Annotated in this window: 15 protein-coding genes; 9 read left to right on the top strand and 6 right to left on the bottom strand. The window is 61.2% G+C overall.

The window, feature by feature from the left end; genetic code table 11:
• Positions 1-51: 51 nt before the first annotated feature.
• On the bottom strand, positions 52-939 hold the full coding sequence (locus tag AC0QUY_RS20380) for a branched-chain amino acid aminotransferase (RefSeq protein ID WP_475388119.1): 888 nt from the start codon (positions 937-939) through the stop codon (positions 52-54).
• A 789-nt stretch (positions 940-1,728) separates the two neighbouring features.
• Here AC0QUY_RS20380 and AC0QUY_RS20375 point away from each other — a divergent pair.
• Positions 1,729-2,622, top strand: a complete 894-nt coding sequence (locus tag AC0QUY_RS20375; RefSeq protein ID WP_475388118.1) for an acyl-CoA acyltransferase — start codon at positions 1,729-1,731, stop codon at positions 2,620-2,622.
• Between the two features lie 57 nt (positions 2,623-2,679).
• Here the strand turns inward: AC0QUY_RS20375 and AC0QUY_RS20370 are convergent, their stop codons facing one another.
• The 5 genes from AC0QUY_RS20370 to AC0QUY_RS20350 form a co-directional block, all read right to left on the bottom strand.
• Entirely contained in the window at positions 2,680-4,020 is a 1,341-nt protein-coding gene (locus tag AC0QUY_RS20370) for a cytochrome P450 (RefSeq protein ID WP_475388117.1), read from the bottom strand.
• 161 nt (positions 4,021-4,181) lie between these two features.
• Positions 4,182-5,276 carry a homoserine O-succinyltransferase MetA gene (gene metA, locus AC0QUY_RS20365; RefSeq protein WP_475388116.1) on the bottom strand — a complete coding sequence of 365 codons (1,095 nt, stop codon included), beginning with the start codon at positions 5,274-5,276 and terminating at the stop codon, positions 4,182-4,184.
• Positions 5,277-5,303: 27 nt separating this feature from the next.
• Positions 5,304-6,578 carry an O-acetylhomoserine aminocarboxypropyltransferase/cysteine synthase family protein gene (locus tag AC0QUY_RS20360; RefSeq protein ID WP_475388115.1) on the bottom strand — a complete coding sequence of 425 codons (1,275 nt, stop codon included), beginning with the start codon at positions 6,576-6,578 and terminating at the stop codon, positions 5,304-5,306.
• Between the two features lie 83 nt (positions 6,579-6,661).
• Entirely contained in the window at positions 6,662-7,606 is a 945-nt protein-coding gene (locus AC0QUY_RS20355; RefSeq protein ID WP_475388114.1) for an amino acid--[acyl-carrier-protein] ligase, read from the bottom strand.
• A gap of 28 nt (positions 7,607-7,634) precedes the next feature.
• Positions 7,635-8,861, bottom strand: coding sequence for an acyl-CoA dehydrogenase family protein (locus AC0QUY_RS20350; protein WP_475388113.1), 1,227 nt, complete (start codon positions 8,859-8,861; stop codon positions 7,635-7,637).
• Positions 8,862-9,099: 238 nt separating this feature from the next.
• Between AC0QUY_RS20350 and AC0QUY_RS20345 the strand changes: the two genes are divergently transcribed.
• From AC0QUY_RS20345 to AC0QUY_RS20310, 8 genes are all read left to right on the top strand, one after another.
• Complete coding sequence (locus AC0QUY_RS20345; RefSeq protein ID WP_475388112.1) at positions 9,100-9,369, top strand: acyl carrier protein; 270 nt, start codon at positions 9,100-9,102, stop codon at positions 9,367-9,369.
• A 131-nt stretch (positions 9,370-9,500) separates the two neighbouring features.
• Positions 9,501-11,318, top strand: coding sequence for a long-chain-acyl-CoA synthetase (locus tag AC0QUY_RS20340; protein ID WP_475388111.1), 1,818 nt, complete (start codon positions 9,501-9,503; stop codon positions 11,316-11,318).
• A gap of 39 nt (positions 11,319-11,357) precedes the next feature.
• Positions 11,358-11,603: an acyl carrier protein gene (locus AC0QUY_RS20335; RefSeq protein WP_475388110.1), complete on the top strand. Its 246-nt coding sequence runs from the start codon at positions 11,358-11,360 to the stop codon at positions 11,601-11,603.
• Complete coding sequence (locus AC0QUY_RS20330) at positions 11,590-12,972, top strand: class I adenylate-forming enzyme family protein (protein WP_475388109.1); 1,383 nt, start codon at positions 11,590-11,592, stop codon at positions 12,970-12,972. Before AC0QUY_RS20335 ends, AC0QUY_RS20330 begins: the two co-directional genes overlap by 14 nt.
• A complete protein-coding gene (locus AC0QUY_RS20325; RefSeq protein ID WP_475388108.1) occupies positions 12,965-13,693 on the top strand; it encodes an SDR family NAD(P)-dependent oxidoreductase in 729 nt (242 codons plus the stop codon). The genes AC0QUY_RS20330 and AC0QUY_RS20325 overlap by 8 nt, the downstream gene beginning before the upstream one ends.
• 357 nt (positions 13,694-14,050) lie before the next feature.
• On the top strand, positions 14,051-15,094 hold the full coding sequence (locus AC0QUY_RS20320; RefSeq protein ID WP_475388107.1) for a TAXI family TRAP transporter solute-binding subunit: 1,044 nt from the start codon (positions 14,051-14,053) through the stop codon (positions 15,092-15,094).
• A complete protein-coding gene (locus AC0QUY_RS20315) occupies positions 15,091-15,723 on the top strand; it encodes a hypothetical protein (protein WP_475388106.1) in 633 nt (210 codons plus the stop codon). Before AC0QUY_RS20320 ends, AC0QUY_RS20315 begins: the two co-directional genes overlap by 4 nt.
• A 35-nt stretch (positions 15,724-15,758) precedes the next feature.
• Complete coding sequence (locus tag AC0QUY_RS20310) at positions 15,759-16,379, top strand: DsrE family protein (protein ID WP_475388105.1); 621 nt, start codon at positions 15,759-15,761, stop codon at positions 16,377-16,379.
• Positions 16,380-16,486: the final 107 nt, after the last annotated feature.

Raw genomic sequence — 16,486 nt, 5'->3', positions numbered from 1 at the left:
TTAGTTAGAAACCACCACAGCCTGATCGACAAGATCGCGCATCAACCCGTCTCACGCCGCTAGTTTTACCGCATGCGCGAAATCCCAATACAGCTTGCGCGCACGGGCGTAGAAGGGGCCGGGCGCGAGCTGACGGTCGTCGATCCGGATCACCGGCATAACCTTGGCGAAATTGCCGGTCGAAAAGATCTCGTCTGCCGCGAGGAAATCGGCATATTGCAGCGTGGCCTCTATCACCGTGACGCCTTCGCCGCGCAAAAGTTCCATCACCCGCTGCCGGGTAATGCCGTTCAGGAAGGTGCCGTTCGGCGCCGGCGTATAGACTGCGCCATCTTTCGCCATGAACACGTTGGCATTGCCGAACTCCGCGACGTTGCCGAGCATGTCCAGCATCAGGCAGTTCTGGAAGCCGCGCGAGGCCGCCTCGATCAGCGCCCGCGAACAGTTCGGGTAGAGACAGGAAGCCTTGGCGCCAACCGGCGCGCATTCGGCGCTCGGTCTGCGGAACGGCGACAGCGTGATCGCGATGCCGGCAGGCTTCGGGATCGGCGCCTCATAGATGCAAAGACACCAGTCCGTCGTTTCCGGATCGAACAGCACGCCGCCACCGACACCATTCTGCGGCCAATACATCGGGCGGATGTAGAGCTCGGCATTGGCCGGGAAGCGGGCGATGCCTTCGTGCGCCAGACCCAGCCAGGTGTCGAGATCGACGATCGGGTTGAGCCCGAACTTGACCGCGGATTCATTGACGCGCGCGCAATGACGATCGAGGTCGGGCGTAACGCCTTCGAAGGCGCGTCCACCGTCGAACACGGTCGAGCCGAGCCAGAGCCCATGGGTGCGTGGCCCCATGATCGGCACATTGCCCTCGTGCCACTGGCCCTTGAAGAACGTCCATGTCCGCGAATGGCTGACGGGCTTGCTGTTCGGAATCATGACGCTCCTCCATATCGGCGACTGAGTTACGGTCCATAGATCGCCAGCTCGGTATCCGACAGATCGGCGAGCCGGGGCGCTGCGGACCCTTGAAGTATTTGCGTGCGACCCGAACCGGCGTCTAGATGCGGCGCGCATTCGATGGCTGCAATCTAACCGACTGTCCTGCGTCGTCGGAGGCGCAAAGGTGGATGTCGGAAGGTCCGCGCTTCCGAGCGAGGTACCTCCGAAGTGCAGCTAGGACACAAGCGGTGATCAGGTAAACTGTGGCAACGGAGATCGGAGGAGCAGAATTAGCCCAAGTCCGTTCAGGACATGGCTCGCTTGCAAACTGAGTAGTTGGTTTGTCAGATCAAGACACGATGCCAGTTTCCTGACATTTCGATGCCAATTCGAGGTTTTACTCTTCTGCTCTGCCTGGTTGTGGTTCGCAGCCGACTCGCTTGGTCGAGGGATGACCAATGGCTAGTTCTTCCGAAAGAAAGTTAGTTGTGCCAGATCAAGAAGGCGGAATTTGTCGATCTTTCCTGTTTCCTCCGGCCAGCGTCCATTTCCGCATCTACTGGCGAAAGAGTGCTGGCAAGATTCGTTGGAAGTGCTTGTGGGGTCCTGGCGTTTTGGAATTCGAGTGCGCCCGTGCTCTTGAATCCGACAATTGAAATCAGATGGTCATGAGCATTTTCTCACTCGCCGGAGTGCTGACGGCAAAGATCTTCATCCCAATTCGGCCCGTTCCGTCGCAATGTCAGACGAACGCCCCGATAGCTGACATCACAGCTGATCCGTTCGGTGTTGTTTGTGCCCAGCATCAAAGTCCGACTCATAACTGACGCCGACATCCCGGCGGCCATCGATCTGCTGACGCGCGGGTATGGGCCAGGCACGCCCGACTTCCGTCCTCGCAGTTTCTGGGAAAACATTTTCTCCTGTTTGAGCAATCGACCGCTGCCCGCAGGAGAACTGCCACGATATGGATACGTCATCGACAGTGAAGGAGAGCTTGTTGGTATTCTGCTCTTGATATTTTCGAGAATTTGGGAAGATGGCAAAGCCAAAATCCGTTGCGGTGGATCCGGCTTGTATGTTGATCCGGCATTCAGGTCGTGCGCGCCACTGCTAATTAGAAAAGCCTCCAATTGCAAGGACGCCACGGTACTTAACCTTACGCCAGCCGAGGATACATTTCGCATAATCGAAGCTTTGAGGTACGTCAGATATTGCAATGGAATCTTCGTTTCGATCCCCTTGTTCAGCCGCGCTCCGGATATGCCTGTCAGCGTCGTCGATGTGCATACCAAACTCGATATTCCAGTGGATCCACACGATCGCGATCTATTGCTTGAGCACGCAGATTGCGGATGCACGAGTCTGTGGTGCATTACGCGTCAAGGCGCATATCCATTTGTATTTCGAGGCCGACGGGTCAAGAACGTTCCATGTGCGCAGCAACTTGTCTATTGCCGCAATGTGGACGACTTTGTCCGCTTTGCGCGGCCGATAGGTATATTTCTTGCCCGGCATTCGGGACGTTGTTTGGTGGTGCTCGATGCGAACGGCCCAGTTCAGGGACTGATTGGCAAATACTTCGCAGGAAAAGCTAATAGATATTTCTTCGGATCGGATCGGCCACGGTTGGGAGATCTAGCCTATACGGAGATATCGCTGTTCGGCATCGGCGTCTGAGGGCTTTGTCCCTTACCGGCAGCTTTCATCTTTCCGTTCCGGCGAAGCCGGCACATCTTAGAACAATGTGTATTGTCCTCTGATCTCCGGGTGCATGACAATATCGTGCTTGCTGAGCAAATTCATGCCGGTGGAGATTTCCGGCAGTTTCTGATTGTCGTAACGCAGCACCAGCTCCTTGGCGAACATCATGAGATGGACCTGAAGCTCAAGCCGGGCGAATTGCTCACCTATGCAGTTGCGCGGGCCGGCGCCAAACGGGCACATCGCCAATTCGTGCCGATTGTGGCTGCCACTCGAACTCATGCGATCCGGATCAAAGTTGTCTGGATCCTCCCAGAGCTGCGGGCTGCGCTGAATGAGGTAAGGCGAGATATAGATTTCCGTTCCTGCAGGCACAAAAAAGTCGCCCAGATAATCATCGTTGATTGCTTTGCGTGTCATAAGCCAAAGCGGAGGATAAAGGCGAAGGGCCTCATCGATAACTTTCCGGGTGTAAGCGTAGTTCGGAAAGGAATCCATGGTGGGAACAGTCTGCCAAGGCAAGCGATCCAGTTCGGCGGAAAGCTTGATTCGCGCCTCGGGGTGTTGAGACAGCAGATACCAGAGCCAGTTTAGCAGGCCGGCAGTAGTCTCGTGGCCGGCGACCACTAGCGTCATCACCTCTTTGGATAGCTGTGCGTCCGGCATCGGCTGCCCGCTTTCCCGATCGCGCGCCTGCATTAGCTTGCCGAGAATATCTGTCGCCGCCGCTCTATTGTCTCGTCGTCTTTGTGCAATGACTTCGAGGATGATTTTTCTCAAGGGGCTAAATGATCGCGCAAAGTCCAGGTCGCGCGCAGCTTCTTCGACGAGCACACTGAAATGGGGCGCAACCATGTTGTAGTCATCGCCAAAAATCGCAACCAACGTGATCTTCAGGACCATTGAACTCACGTCATGCGTGACGTTAACCGCTTCGTGGCGTTTGGCGGCTTGCCTCCATTTATCCAGCAGCTCGTTGTTGATACTGGCAATCATCCCGACCATGCCGCTAATCGAGCTTTTGGAGAAGGTCGGCTGCATCATGCGCCGCTGGTTTGCCCAGAACTCGCCGTTGCTTGCGATAAGTCCGTTACCGAGCAGCAGTGCAATGCGCTTAACGACTTGACCCTTTCTCGCATAATTTTGCCAATTCAAACGGAGAATCCGCTCGCAATATTCCGGGGTACTGACTACGTACACCTCGGTTCCTACAACTGAAGCCCTGTAGATGTCTCCATAGAGATCAAAATTTTCATTTATCCAGCAAAAGAGATCTTCCGCTGAATTGTATCGCTCGGTTGGCCCCGGAGGAATCCGAAACTGCTCCGCTCTCGTGGCCCTGGCAGCGATAGTTCCAGAATGTTGTTGTTCCACTGTGTTCTTCCTCGATTACTCGCGCGCAGAAATGCCGGAGCCCATCTATCGATAGCCGCGCGAGCGGCACACAAAGCCGCGCATCAGAAGATGGGCGATGGTATCAAGATCGGCCATCCTATGTCGTGGCATTGGATTGCGTCCGAACTCGTCTCTTCCCGTTACCCATGGTGGCCGAATGCACGGTCTCCGCCGCGGTGCGAATCCGGCCTCGTTCGATTCCTTCCGCTAAGAGGCGGCGGCCTCGAGCGTGCGGCTCGCTGCGATGCCATGTACAGAAGCCAGTTGCGGTAGATGTGCCTCGCCGGCCGATGCCAGGCGTTTCTCAGATCTCTCGCCAGGCGATCGGCCGGGAAATCGGCGAAGAACTCCGGACATCTGTCGGACAGGGCTTTTCGCCGGTACGCGGTCAGGAGCTCTTCCGCCTCCATGCCAAAATAGCCTCTCGGTATGGTCGGACAGACTTCGTTCTCTCCGCGCAGGAACCGGCCCATGTCCCTTCTGTATTCGCCCAGCAGGGTCTGGGTCTCGTATTCCGGGTGGCCCTGGAAATGGACGAAAAGGCTCTTCTTCTGCTGTTTGACGAAACAGTCGACGCCAGACTGCGGCGACGTGGTGAGAACGGAGTATCCGCAGCTCGCGAGCTCTCGCTCCGTTACCTCGTTCCAACGGGCATGCGGTATTCTGAAGGTCGCGGGAACGTTGTGCATCAGGGGATGCCTTGTCGTCTTCGTTTGAGCAAATACACCGATGCATTTGGCAGGCAGCTTGTGGCGCTCCACGCCGTCCATGTGCAGGACGGCGCCATGGACGGCCAGACAGGAATACACCGACGACAGGGTATTCTCCCTGGCCCAGTCGACGAGCTGGACGAAAGAGTTCCAGTATGGCTCTTCCGTCAGGTTGGCGGCTCTCGGCTCGGTGCCGGTCACGATCACGCCGTCCAGGCCTCCGTTCAGCAGATCGTCGGTGCTGCGGTAGTATCGACGCACGTAGTCGTGCCCCCATTCCGAACGGGGCGTCGTCGCCATCGTGTAGAAGTGCAGTCTGACGACGAGCCTTTCGGCCGCCGCGCCGACCAGATCAAACAGCTGGCGCTCAGTGGACATCAGGGCGGCGTCGGGCATGTTGTTGATCAGCCCGATATCAAGGCACTCCACGCGGCTTCCCGGCGACGCCATCGCGGCGGTGCCTCCGTTCGGCGCTCTCGAGAAGAGATGGTGTTCGTGAGAGTCTATGTCGATTAGCACAGGCATCGGAATGCCTTCATGGTTGACTTGAAATCAATCTGCGGCATGTAGCGCCTGATCGAGGTCGGCGATGATGTCGTCGACGTGTTCGATTCCTACGCTCAGCCTGATCATCTCGGGCCGCACGCCGGCCTTCTCCTGCTCTTCGGGCGACATTTGCCGGTGCGTGGTCGATGCGGGGTGGCAGGCGAGCGATTTCGCATCGCCAATGTTGACCAGCCGCTTGACCAGCTTCAGCGCGTCATAGAACCGCTTGCCGGCCTCGAACCCTCCGGCCACGCCGAAGGTCAGCAGCGAGCAAGCCCGGCCGCCCAGATATTTTTGTGTCAGCGCATAATAGGGGCTGTCTTGGAAGCCCGCATAGTTCACCCATCCGACGCGGCGGTCGTTGCGCAAAAACCGCGCGACCTCCTCGGCATTCTCGACGTGCCGCTCGATCCGCACCGCGACGGTCTCGATGCCCTGGAGCAGCAGGAAGGCGTTCATCGGCGCCAGAATGGAGCCAGTGTTTCTCATGGAGACGGCGCGGCAGCGCGCGATGTAGGCGGCGGCCCCGTAGCGTTCGGTGAAGACCAGCCCGTGATACGATTTCTCCGGCTCATTCATCATAGCAAAGCGCCGGCCATGCTCTGTCCACGGGAATTTGCCGCCGTCGACGATGATTCCACCAAGCGTGGTGCCGTGCCCACCCATGAACTTTGTCAGCGACTCCACCACGACATCAGCGCCGTATTCGATCGGTCTTAGCAGGATCGGGGTAGCCACCGTGTTGTCGACGATCAGCGGCACGCCGTGCCTATGGGCGACGTCTGCCATTGCTTCGATGTCGCAGATATTTCCGGCCGGATTTCCGACGCTTTCGCAGAACACCGCCCTCGTGTCGTCGTCGATCAATTTTTCCACACTCGCTGGACGGTCGTCTTCCGAGAACCGGACCGTGATGCCCTGCTGCGGCAGGATGTGTGCGAATAGCGTGTAAGTGGTGCCGTAGAGTTGCGGGACCGACACGATGTTGGTGCCCATCCCAGCGATGTTGATCACCGCATAGTTCACCGCGGCCTGACCGCACGCCACGCTAAGCGCGTCGACGCCTCCTTCCATGGCGGCAACGCGCTTCTCCAGCACCGCGTTGGTCGGGTTGCCGATCCTTGTGTAGCGGAAGCCATCCACTTCGAGGTTGAAGAGCGCGGCGCCATGGTCGGCGCTGTCGAAGGCGTACGAGGCCGTCTGGTAGATCGGCACGGCGACGGCCTTGGTGGTCGGATCGTCTTCGAAGCCGCCGTGGACGGCGAGGGTCTCTCTTTTCATCAAGGTTGGCCCTTCGGCTCTTCGGGCGCGGGCTACCTCGGGAGTTCGCTGGTGCATTGCAGTTCCTCGAACGCTGAACTCGTCTAGCGGTCCGTCCGCGGGAAGCCGAGCAGGTCCCGCACCGCGTTCGGCCATCTGGCGACGTTGCTGCCGTGGGTGTGGAACATGGCGACGGCGAGGCGATCCATGCCGAAGGCCACGCACGCGGTATGCGCCGGCTCCCCGGAGGCATCGGCGATGCCCCAGGTGGTGCCGAAATGATCGCGGTGGTAATTGAAGCTCATGCAGGCGGTCGGTTGCTCATCGGAGCGCAGAGGCACCAGCAGCTCGAACTTCAGCGCCAGCTGTTGCTGGCTAACCGCCTTCATCCGCCCGACCCGGCCGAAGAACGGATCGCTTGCGTAGTCGATCCTGAAGGTCAACCCGAGATCGGTGGCGATCTCCTTTGCAAGCATCATCCAGCGCTCGCGGAAGTTCGAGACGTGATCGGGGCTGCCGATGCAGACGTATTCGCGCATCCTGAAGGACTGCAGCCGGTCGAGATGGCGCGAGGGCTCGCGACGGAAGCAATCGGCGGCTACGTCGAAGCACCAGCCTTCCGCCGGCACCGGACCGCGGTTCGCCGCGATCGGATAGACGGGATAGCAGGCCGCCGGCGACAGCACGAGGTCGGCCGGCGACAGCGACGCGGTCCAGTCTCCCCCGGCATCGAAGCGGTCGACCGCTCGGTCGATCTCGCTCTCCGTGCCATGCAGACCGCAGACGCAGCCCAGGAGGTTCGGGAAACTCTTCAAATAGCCCGACCGCTCAAGCTGGCCGCGGTTCATGACGGGAGGGAAGCGCATCACCTCGGCGTCCGGTTCGCGATACCGCGTGATCAGCGCCGCAAGCCGCTCGACGACGTCTTCGTAGAGCGCCGTGCGGCCATACACTCCCGGAGAGCCCAACCGGTAGAACAATGCATCGGCGAGATGGTCTAAGGGATCGGCGGCTTCTGCCGGTGCGGCGGCAAACATGGCCACGTTCATGTCAAGACCCATTCGTTCGAGAATAAAATCAGTCGCGCAGGGATGCCGGCACGGCGCTCATCAGCGTGGCGGTACCCATACTGGCGAGGATGCGGTCGTTGTTGATCATGATTGGAGCGGAGAGCACGTCGCGGAGGTGACGGCCAACGCTGACGTCGGTGTCGTTGCGGTAGCCGGACAAGCCGCAGGCGCGCATCGCGTGCAGCACGGCCGTGACAGCGAGCTCGGACGCCTCCACCTTGAGGAGGTTGATCGAGGACTGAAAGTCGATCGACGACAGCGCGCGCTCGTCCTGTTCGCGGGCCGCAAAGGAGTCGACATTCGCCGTGATGATGGCGCGCAGCTTGGTCAGCGTCATCTTGGCGGACGTAAAATGTGACGCTGCGGGGGGCATGTTGCCGCCTGACCCGCGTGCGGCCTTGCGGATAAATAGCTGTGCGCGGTCCACCGCAGCGGCTGCAATTCCTGCCCAGACCGACGACCAGCACAGGTGAGCGACGGGCGTCATCGTCTGCGCATGGATCTTATCGTATGGCACAGGGAAGATCTGCTCCGCGGTGCCCTTGAAGTCCAGCTTGAAGCCGGCGCTGCAGGTTCCGCGCATGCCGAGCGTCTCCCATGCGACGGTGGGCTCCAGCGTATAATTGTCCCGGGTGATGGCCAGCATCACCTGATCGGATCCGGCGGCGGCGTCGTCGCGGCGGGCGATGGTGACGATGCCGTCCGCCTCGGCGCCGTAGGAAATCACCGTTGCGTCGCGGAGCAGCGAGATCTCTGCGCCTTCGCGCTCCACCGCCGCCGAGCTGAAGCGTATGTTTCCGCCGTTCTGGCCTTCCGTGGTCGACGACGCCAGCAGCATCTGTTCGTCCGCCACGCGGCGCATCAGCCTTTCGTGCCAAGCACTGCCCGTGGCGTGACGGACCAGACACGCGACCTTGGTCTGGTGCATCGCAAAGATCATCCCGGACGATGCGCAGGCGCGGCCGATCGCATAACACATGTCGGTTACATCGGATATCGATGCGCCGTCTCCGCCGAACTCGATCGGGATCTGGACGCCCAGAAGTCTCTGCGTTCGCGCCGCGTCGATGGCCTTCCGCGGGAAGCGCGCCTCGCGGTCCACCGCTTCGACCTCCGTCGCCGCTGCCTCCGCGACTGCCGCCGCCCGCTGCCGGAACGAGGCGCGGTCAGAGTAAGCCTGGAGTTGGTTGCTTTCCGGAGCGAAGTTGCGGAGCTGGACTTGCTGCAGGTTCATGGCCAATGCCTCCCAGTTGATAATCGGGCGTCCCGCACCGCGTCGAAATGAAGTTCGCGCCAATTGGAGGGGGCAATCTAGCCGACCGTGCCTACGGAGTCGGCGGCGCAAAGGTGGATGTCGACGAGCGGCGCGCTTCCGGGCGAGGTACCTCCGAAGTAGAGCTATTGACCCGACTTGCAGTCAGCTATCGTCGCCTCGATTATGATCGTGCTGCTACGCAATGTGTGGGGTTGAAATGCAATATGTTAATCCCAGCGTCCAGGACCGTGTCCTTTTCGTCGTGAGAAGCGTTCTCGAGCAGAACGCGATCGAGGCGGATATTCACCCGGAGTCGCGGCTGGTGGATATCGGGCTGGACTCGATGGATATGGTCGCGCTGATGCTCAAGGTCGAAGCCGAGTTCGATCTCATCCTTCCTCAACCCGAGATCACGCCCGAGAATTTCCAATCGGTGAGGACGCTGGAGGTGATGATCCTCAACCAGCTCGGACCCGGAACGGGATAAAGCGACTTGAACAGCAATGCTTCTTCGGCCGAGCGAAGCGGCATTCACATTGATCGCAAGTCGCGCCCGTTCCGGGGCGCTGCGTCACCCGCCGCGCCGACATCGATCAAACCCATCTGCATGGTCAGGTCATGGAAGCAGCGGTGATCCAGCGGGCGACCGGAACAAGCGCTCCGCAGCGCGGCCCCTCCGTTGCCAAAACCTGGCTGAAGGCCATCGAGCTGACCTCGCAGATCGAGGATAGGCCGCATCAGCTCTTCGCTGACGTCGTGGAAGACTGGGCGCAGCGGCAGCCCGGGCGCCCCGCGTTGCTCTCGGATGGTCAGACCTTCTCCTACGGGGAGTTCGCCGCCCGGATCAACCGATATGCGCGCTGGGCACTGGGCCTGGGCATTCGTACCGGCGGCACCGTCTGCCTTGTGATGCCGAACCGGCCGGACTACGTCGCCTGCTGGCTCGGCATCAGCAGCGTCGGCGGCACGGTGGCGCTGATCAACACCAGGCTGGTCGGGCGGTCGCTCGCCCACTGCATCGACGTCGCACGTGCCGATCATGTCATCCTTGCCGCCGAATGCGTGGATGCGGTGGAGACCGCACTTCCGCATCTGGACCGCGTGCCGCAAATCTGGAGTCTCGGTGCCGGCGGTGTAGGCGCCGATCTGGACGCGGCACTCGCCGCCGCGGATACAAGCCCGCTTTCCTCCGCCGAGCGCGGCCACGTCACGATCGATGAACGCGCGCTCCTCATCTATACCTCGGGCACTACGGGACTGCCGAAGGCGGCGAACGTCAGTCATCGCCGCATTCTCATCTGGGGTGGATGGTTTGCCGGGCTCACAAACGCTTCAGTGGACGACCGTCTGTATGATTGCCTGCCGCTCCATCACTCCGTGGGCGGTGTTGTCGCGCCCTGCAGCATGCTTCACGCGGGCGGTTCGGTCGTGATCGCAGAGAAATTCTCCGCGACAAACTTCTGGGACGACATCGTGAGTTTCGACTGCACGGTCTTCCAGTACATCGGCGAGCTCTGTCGCTACCTGCTGAAGGCGCCGGCATCCGGGCTGGAAACGGGACACCGGCTGCGGCTGGCGGTCGGCAACGGATTGCGCGGCGACATCTGGGAGGCGTTCGCCGGGCGGTTCGCGATTCCTCGTATCCTCGAATTCTACGCTGCGACGGAAGGCAATTTTTCGCTGTTCAACGTCGAGGGAAAGCCCGGCGCGATCGGCCGGATACCCCCGCTGCTGACGCACCGCTTTCCCGCCGTGATCGTGAAGGTCGATGCCGACAGCGGCAGCCCGGTCCGCGGCGCGGACGGGCTCTGCATTGGCTGCACTCACGGTGAGGTCGGCGAAGCGGTCGGGCGCATCGGCGTCGCCGATCGGGGCGGCAGCCCCTTCGAGGGGTATACCGATCCGGCCGAGACCGCGAAGAAGATCCTGCGCGACGTCTTTGCCGAAGGCGATTCCTGGTTCCGCACCGGCGATCTCATGATGCGCGACGAGCAGGGCTATTTCCATTTTGTCGACCGGGTCGGCGACACGTTCCGCTGGAAGGGCGAGAACGTCGCGACCGGCGAGGTGAACGACGCGATCAGAGACTGCCCCGGCGTTCTCGATGCCTCGACCTACGGGGTCGCTGTTCCCGGCGCCGACGGCCGTGCCGGCATGGCGGCTTTAGTCGTGGATGAGGACTTCGATTTCTGGACCTTCGCGGAACACCTGGCGTGTCGGCTTCCGGTCTATGCGCTTCCGATCTTCGTCAGGCTCTGCCGCTCGCTGGAGGCCACCGAGACCTTCAAGCAGAAGAAGCAGCGGCTGATCCGCGAGGGATTTGATCCCTTGGTCGCGGGCGACCCGCTGTTCTTTCGCGATCCTGCGACCGGCGACTTTCGTCCAATCAGTCACGCCGTCTACGCGAGCATCGTGGAGGGCAGGTTCAGGTTCTAGCATCGGCTCGAAAGCCGCTTTTGAGAGGTGAGGTGTTCCATGTCGGTAAGGTCGAGGATTTTCTTGGCGATGCAGCAGATCGCCCAAGAACAGAAGGTCACGCTGCCGCCGCTCCAGGACGATCTATCGCTCCACGACACCGGGTTCGATTCGCTCGCATTCGCGATCCTGGTCGCGCGGCTGGAGGACGATCTCGGGATCGATCCGTTCACCATCGCGGAGGATGCATCCTTGCCGTCGACAGTCGGCGAGTTCGTCAGGGCCTACGAGAATGTCCCCGCCTGAGACCTTTGCACTGCGCGAATACCTCAGCCCGGAGCTGAAGGGCCGCACGATTTCCGATGCCCGGCACAGCGTATCGCTGACCGACATTCTCAGGCACAGCTGCCTGATCGGCAGATCCCGCGAACTGTCCGGCCGATCGGTGCTGCTTGCGATGTCGGGGCAGCTGCAGTCCGCGCTCGCCATGATCGAGCTCGACGGCGTCGCCCGCCGCATGCTTCTGTGTCCGCCCGACCTCGATCCGGATCACATCCGGGCCTTGCTTGCGGCTGCCGAGATCGATGCGATCGTTACCGATCGGCCGGATCGATACGATACCGGCGCATATCTGGTCGTCGGCGCCGGCCTGACCGAACGCGCGGACGCGGGATGGAGGACCGAACGCGCGACAGAGTGGCTGATGCTGACCTCGGGGACATCGGGGCTGCCGAAGATCGTCGGACATACGCTCGATGGGCTGGCCGGCGCGATCGTTGCCGACGGACCTGCGCGCCATCCGAATGCGATCTGGGCAACGTTCTACGACATCCGCCGCTATGGCGGCCTGCAGATCTTCCTGCGCGCCGTGATTGGCGGTGGATCGATGGTGCTGTCGGAGCCCGGCGAAGCCATCGCGGACCACGTGGCACGGCTGCGTGCGGGCGGCGTCACTCACATCTCCGGAACGCCGTCGCACTGGCGCAAGCTCCTGATGAGCGGTGCGGCCGAAAACTTCTCGCCGCGTTATGTCCGGCTGTCCGGCGAAATCGCCGACCAGGCGGTGCTCGATGCCCTGGCCCGCGCGTTTCCACATGCGTCGATCGGCCATGCCTATGCTTCGACCGAGGCCGGCGTCGGATTCGCGGTGGATGACGGGCGCGAGGGTTTTCCCGCCGGTCTGATCGGGCGGAATCGTGACGGCGTCGAGATGAAGGTCGTCGATGGTTCGCTCCGGATCCGCTCCCACCGCACGGCGCATGCCTATATCGGCACGGCCGCACCGTCGCTCGCCGATGCCGACGGCTTCGTCGACACCGGCGACATGGTCGAACTGCGCGGCGATCGGTACCACTTCATCGGCCGGCGCGGCGGCATCATCAACATCGGCGGGCTGAAGGTTCATCCCGAGGAGATCGAGGCCGTGATCAACCGGCACGAGTCGGTGCGGATGTCGCGCGCGCGGTCGCGCAAGAGCCCGATCACCGGCGCCATCGTGGTCGCCGACATCGTCCTTGCCGACGGCACCAATGCGGATCGCCAGGAAACCATCCGCACGGAAATTCTCGCTCGGTGCAGAGACTCGCTTGCGGCATATAAGGTGCCCGCGGTGATCCGCTTCGTCGAGCAGCTCGACGTCACGGCGGCGGGAAAACTGGTGCGCGCCGATGCGTAACGTCCTTGTCACCGGCGGCAGCCGCGGCATCGGGCTTGCGATTGCGCGCCGGCTCGCCGCATCCGGCGACTACAACGTGATCGCTGTCGCGCGCCGCGAGAGCGAGGATCTGGGGCGGGCGATCCGCGAAACGGGAGCGGACCGACTGCAGTTCAGGGCATTCGATCTCGGCCGGACCGACGAGATTCCGGCCTTCGTCAAGGAGCTGCGCGATGCCTTCGGCGCGATCTATGGCCTCGTCAACAATGCCGGGATCGGCACCGAAGGGCTGCTGGCCACGATGCACAATTCCGAGATCGAGGCGTTGATCCGCCTGAACGTGCTGTCGCCGATCGTTTTGACCAAACATGTGGTGCGTCACATGATGGCCGACGGCGCCGGGCGCATCGTCAACATCTCCTCCATCATCGCCTCGACCGGCTACAACGGCCTGTCGGTCTATGCCGCGTCCAAGGCCGCGGCCGGAGGCTTCACCCGTTCTCTGGCCCGCGAAGTCGGCAAGCTCGGCATCACCGTGAATGCGATCGCGCCCGGCTTTGTCGATACCGAATTGACCCGGTCGCTGGACGACGACGGCCGCCGGCGCATCGCCGGCCGCAGCGCGTTGCGCCGCCTGCCCGAGGCTGATGACGTCGCTTCCATGGTCGAATATCTCCTCGGTGAAGGCGGCCGCAACATCACCGGCACCGTTCTGACTGTCGACGCCGGCAACACCGCCTGACTGTCGCGGCGGCAAGCTTGCATCGTCGCGGTGCACCGCGACGCATCACCCGTGCTGCGAGCTGCTTCCTTCGACGTACCCCTTAAGAGTTTCACGCAGCAAGCGACCAGAGCGGAATAAAGGCAGTTAATACTGAGTAATGAGAGACGAGGCGCGAACGCCGGTGCATTGGCCAACTCGGCTTCGCAAGCAGCCACGTGCAGCGTAGCTCGGAAGAGTAGACCCGGCTTCGTCCCTGCGAGGATTAGAGTTGGCGGGCAAGCGAGGTGCATAAAGTGCGTTACGTGATGACGCATTGGAGCATTTCAGCACCGACACATCGGCTGCGCCTTCAGAGCCCGGAAAAGGAATTGGCTGATGAATTGGTTTGTTGATTTAGGTCCGCGACTTTTGCTCATGACATTGGCATCTTTGCCCGTGATCATTCAGCCGCTCGCAGCGGACGCCCAAACGCAAAGGACCCGAACGCAAGGCGTTCGTCTGTTCGATCGCGAGGCGCCACAGCAAAAGCCGCAAGTGGCGATGAATGCCTGGACAGTCGGTATTGCAGGGGGCCTTCTCGAGGGCGCACCAATCCGCCTGGCGGCGGAAATCGCCCGGGTCGTCGACGATGGACCCAATCTGCACGTCCTGCCGGTCGTAACGCGCGGTGCCACCGAAAACGTGAATTCACTGCTCTATTTGCGCGGGATCGATGCCGCGATCATCAATTCCGACGCGCTGGAGGAATACAAAAGCCAGGTGCCGGATATTCAGCAACGGCTGGCCTACATTCTGAATCTATTTCCGTCCGAACTTCAGATATTCGTTCGTCCCGAGATTCAGAGTCTGAACGACCTTGCCGGCAAGAAGGTGAACTTCAATACCCAGGGTACGGCGGCGGCCTATTCGGGCCCACTGATCTTCAGTCGGCTCGGCCTCGAGGTGGAAAAGACGTTCATCCCGCACCAGGTCGCGCTCGAGCAGATGCGTAAGGGCGAGATGGCGGCGGTTGTTTTCATTACCTCGAAGCCGGTAGATGCTTTCGTGCGCGGCCGCTGGGATGCCGGCTTCAAGTTCCTGCCGATTCCCTATGACAGTAAGTTCGAGGATTACTATCTGCCCGCGGCGCTCGATGCCGCGGACTATCCCAATCTGATCAAGCCGGGCGAGCGTGTAACCACCATCGCCGTTCCGACCGCTCTCGTCGCCTTTAATTTTCCGGTCAGATCGAACCGCTTTCAGCGCATCGCGCGTTTCGTCGATCATTTGTTCTCGCGGATCGGCAAGCTGCAGGAGCCCGGCTTCGACCCGAAGTGGAAATCGATCAATCTCGCGGCTACGGTTCCCGGTCTCGTGCGCTTCCGGGCGGCGCAAGCCTGGTTGGAACGTCAACCGCGCGCCGCGCACGCATCGCAATGAAAGGCGCCGCCATCTCGATCGTAGCCGGAATCGCGCTCACAAGCGGGATTGCCTGGGCGCAAGGGGCGGTAGATCCGGCGGCGCAGCTCCGCGACTGCAACTTGATGGAGCGCGCCGAGGGGCCGGAGTGTCCCGGCCAGACGTCCCCGCCGATTGCTGCTGCGCCTCAGGCGGCCTCGCCAGCAAACAACTGGATCGTTAGCCAAACGACCTCGCCGGTCGACTATTCACCATTGATCACCGCGACGACCACGTCGGACGATGGCGCAGCTGAAGCCGCAATGAAGCTTTCCATTCGTTGTCGGGGAAGGAGGACCGAATTGGTTGTCGCCGGACCCGGCATTTCCGGCCGCAGCGAGAACTACGCGATTTTCTATCGCGTTAACGACGGTCAGCAGGTGCAGGCCGCGACAGCGCAGGCGGCGCCCGGAACAGGGGTCGCGTTCGGAGGGGACGTTATTGGCTTGCTGCAATCCCTTCCGGTTGCGGGACGCCTCAGTGTCCACCTTGTACCTCGTGCGGGAGGCGCGCTGGATGGAAGTTTTTCGCTCCGCGGGTGGGAGACGGTGCGCGCGAGGATGACCGTTGCATGCAATTGGTCGCACCCGGTCGCGAAGCCGAACAGGTGACAGTGTCCATTGAAATTTTTGCATAGGAGAGACCGATGAACATGTTTCAACATATTGCAAGCGTAACCGCCATAGGAGCCATAGTAGTTCTGAGCGCCCCGTCGTTCGCTGCGGCGGAGCAAGGCGGACGGTACTGGGTACCGCCAACAACGTATCCCGCAATGTACCAACCGCGCGTTGCAGAAAGGGCTGCCGCCCCGCGTAGGCGCACCAAACATAGTAAAGCCATTACACATAAGAGGGAACGATCCCCGCTCGCCGCCAACGCTCGGCTTGTGTCCGACTCCAAGGCGCACCGTTTGATTCTGCAGGTAAACACGAACGACCCCGCCGCCATGAACCTCGCGCTCAACAACGCAACGAACGTTGCGCAGTACTACAAGGATCTCGGCGAGAACGTGAAAATCGAGGTGGTCACGTTCGGGCCCGGCCTGCATATGCTGCGCGATGACACATCGCCGGTAAAGGCCCGTATCGAGGAGATGGCGCTGAGCAGGCCGGAGGTATCGTTCAAGGCCTGCGGCAATACCCAGGAGAGGATGCACAAGGCCGAGAACAAGGACATCGCGATCCTCCCTCAGGCCGAGGTGGTGAAATCAGGCGTCGTGCGCGTGATGGAGTTGCAGGAGAAAGGGTGGTCTTACGTAAAACCATGAGGGAGCAAACCGGCTTGTAACCCGGTCGGCGCGCGGCAGCGGAGATGGAGACGGCCACGCCGGTTAACTAGGCACGGCCGATCTCCAATTACCCGCAATGCATCATC

The organism is Bradyrhizobium sp. WYCCWR15520, assembly GCF_056174665.1.
Note: the sequence above shows the minus strand (reverse complement) of the source record. Positions and strands in the feature narration are given on the sequence as shown.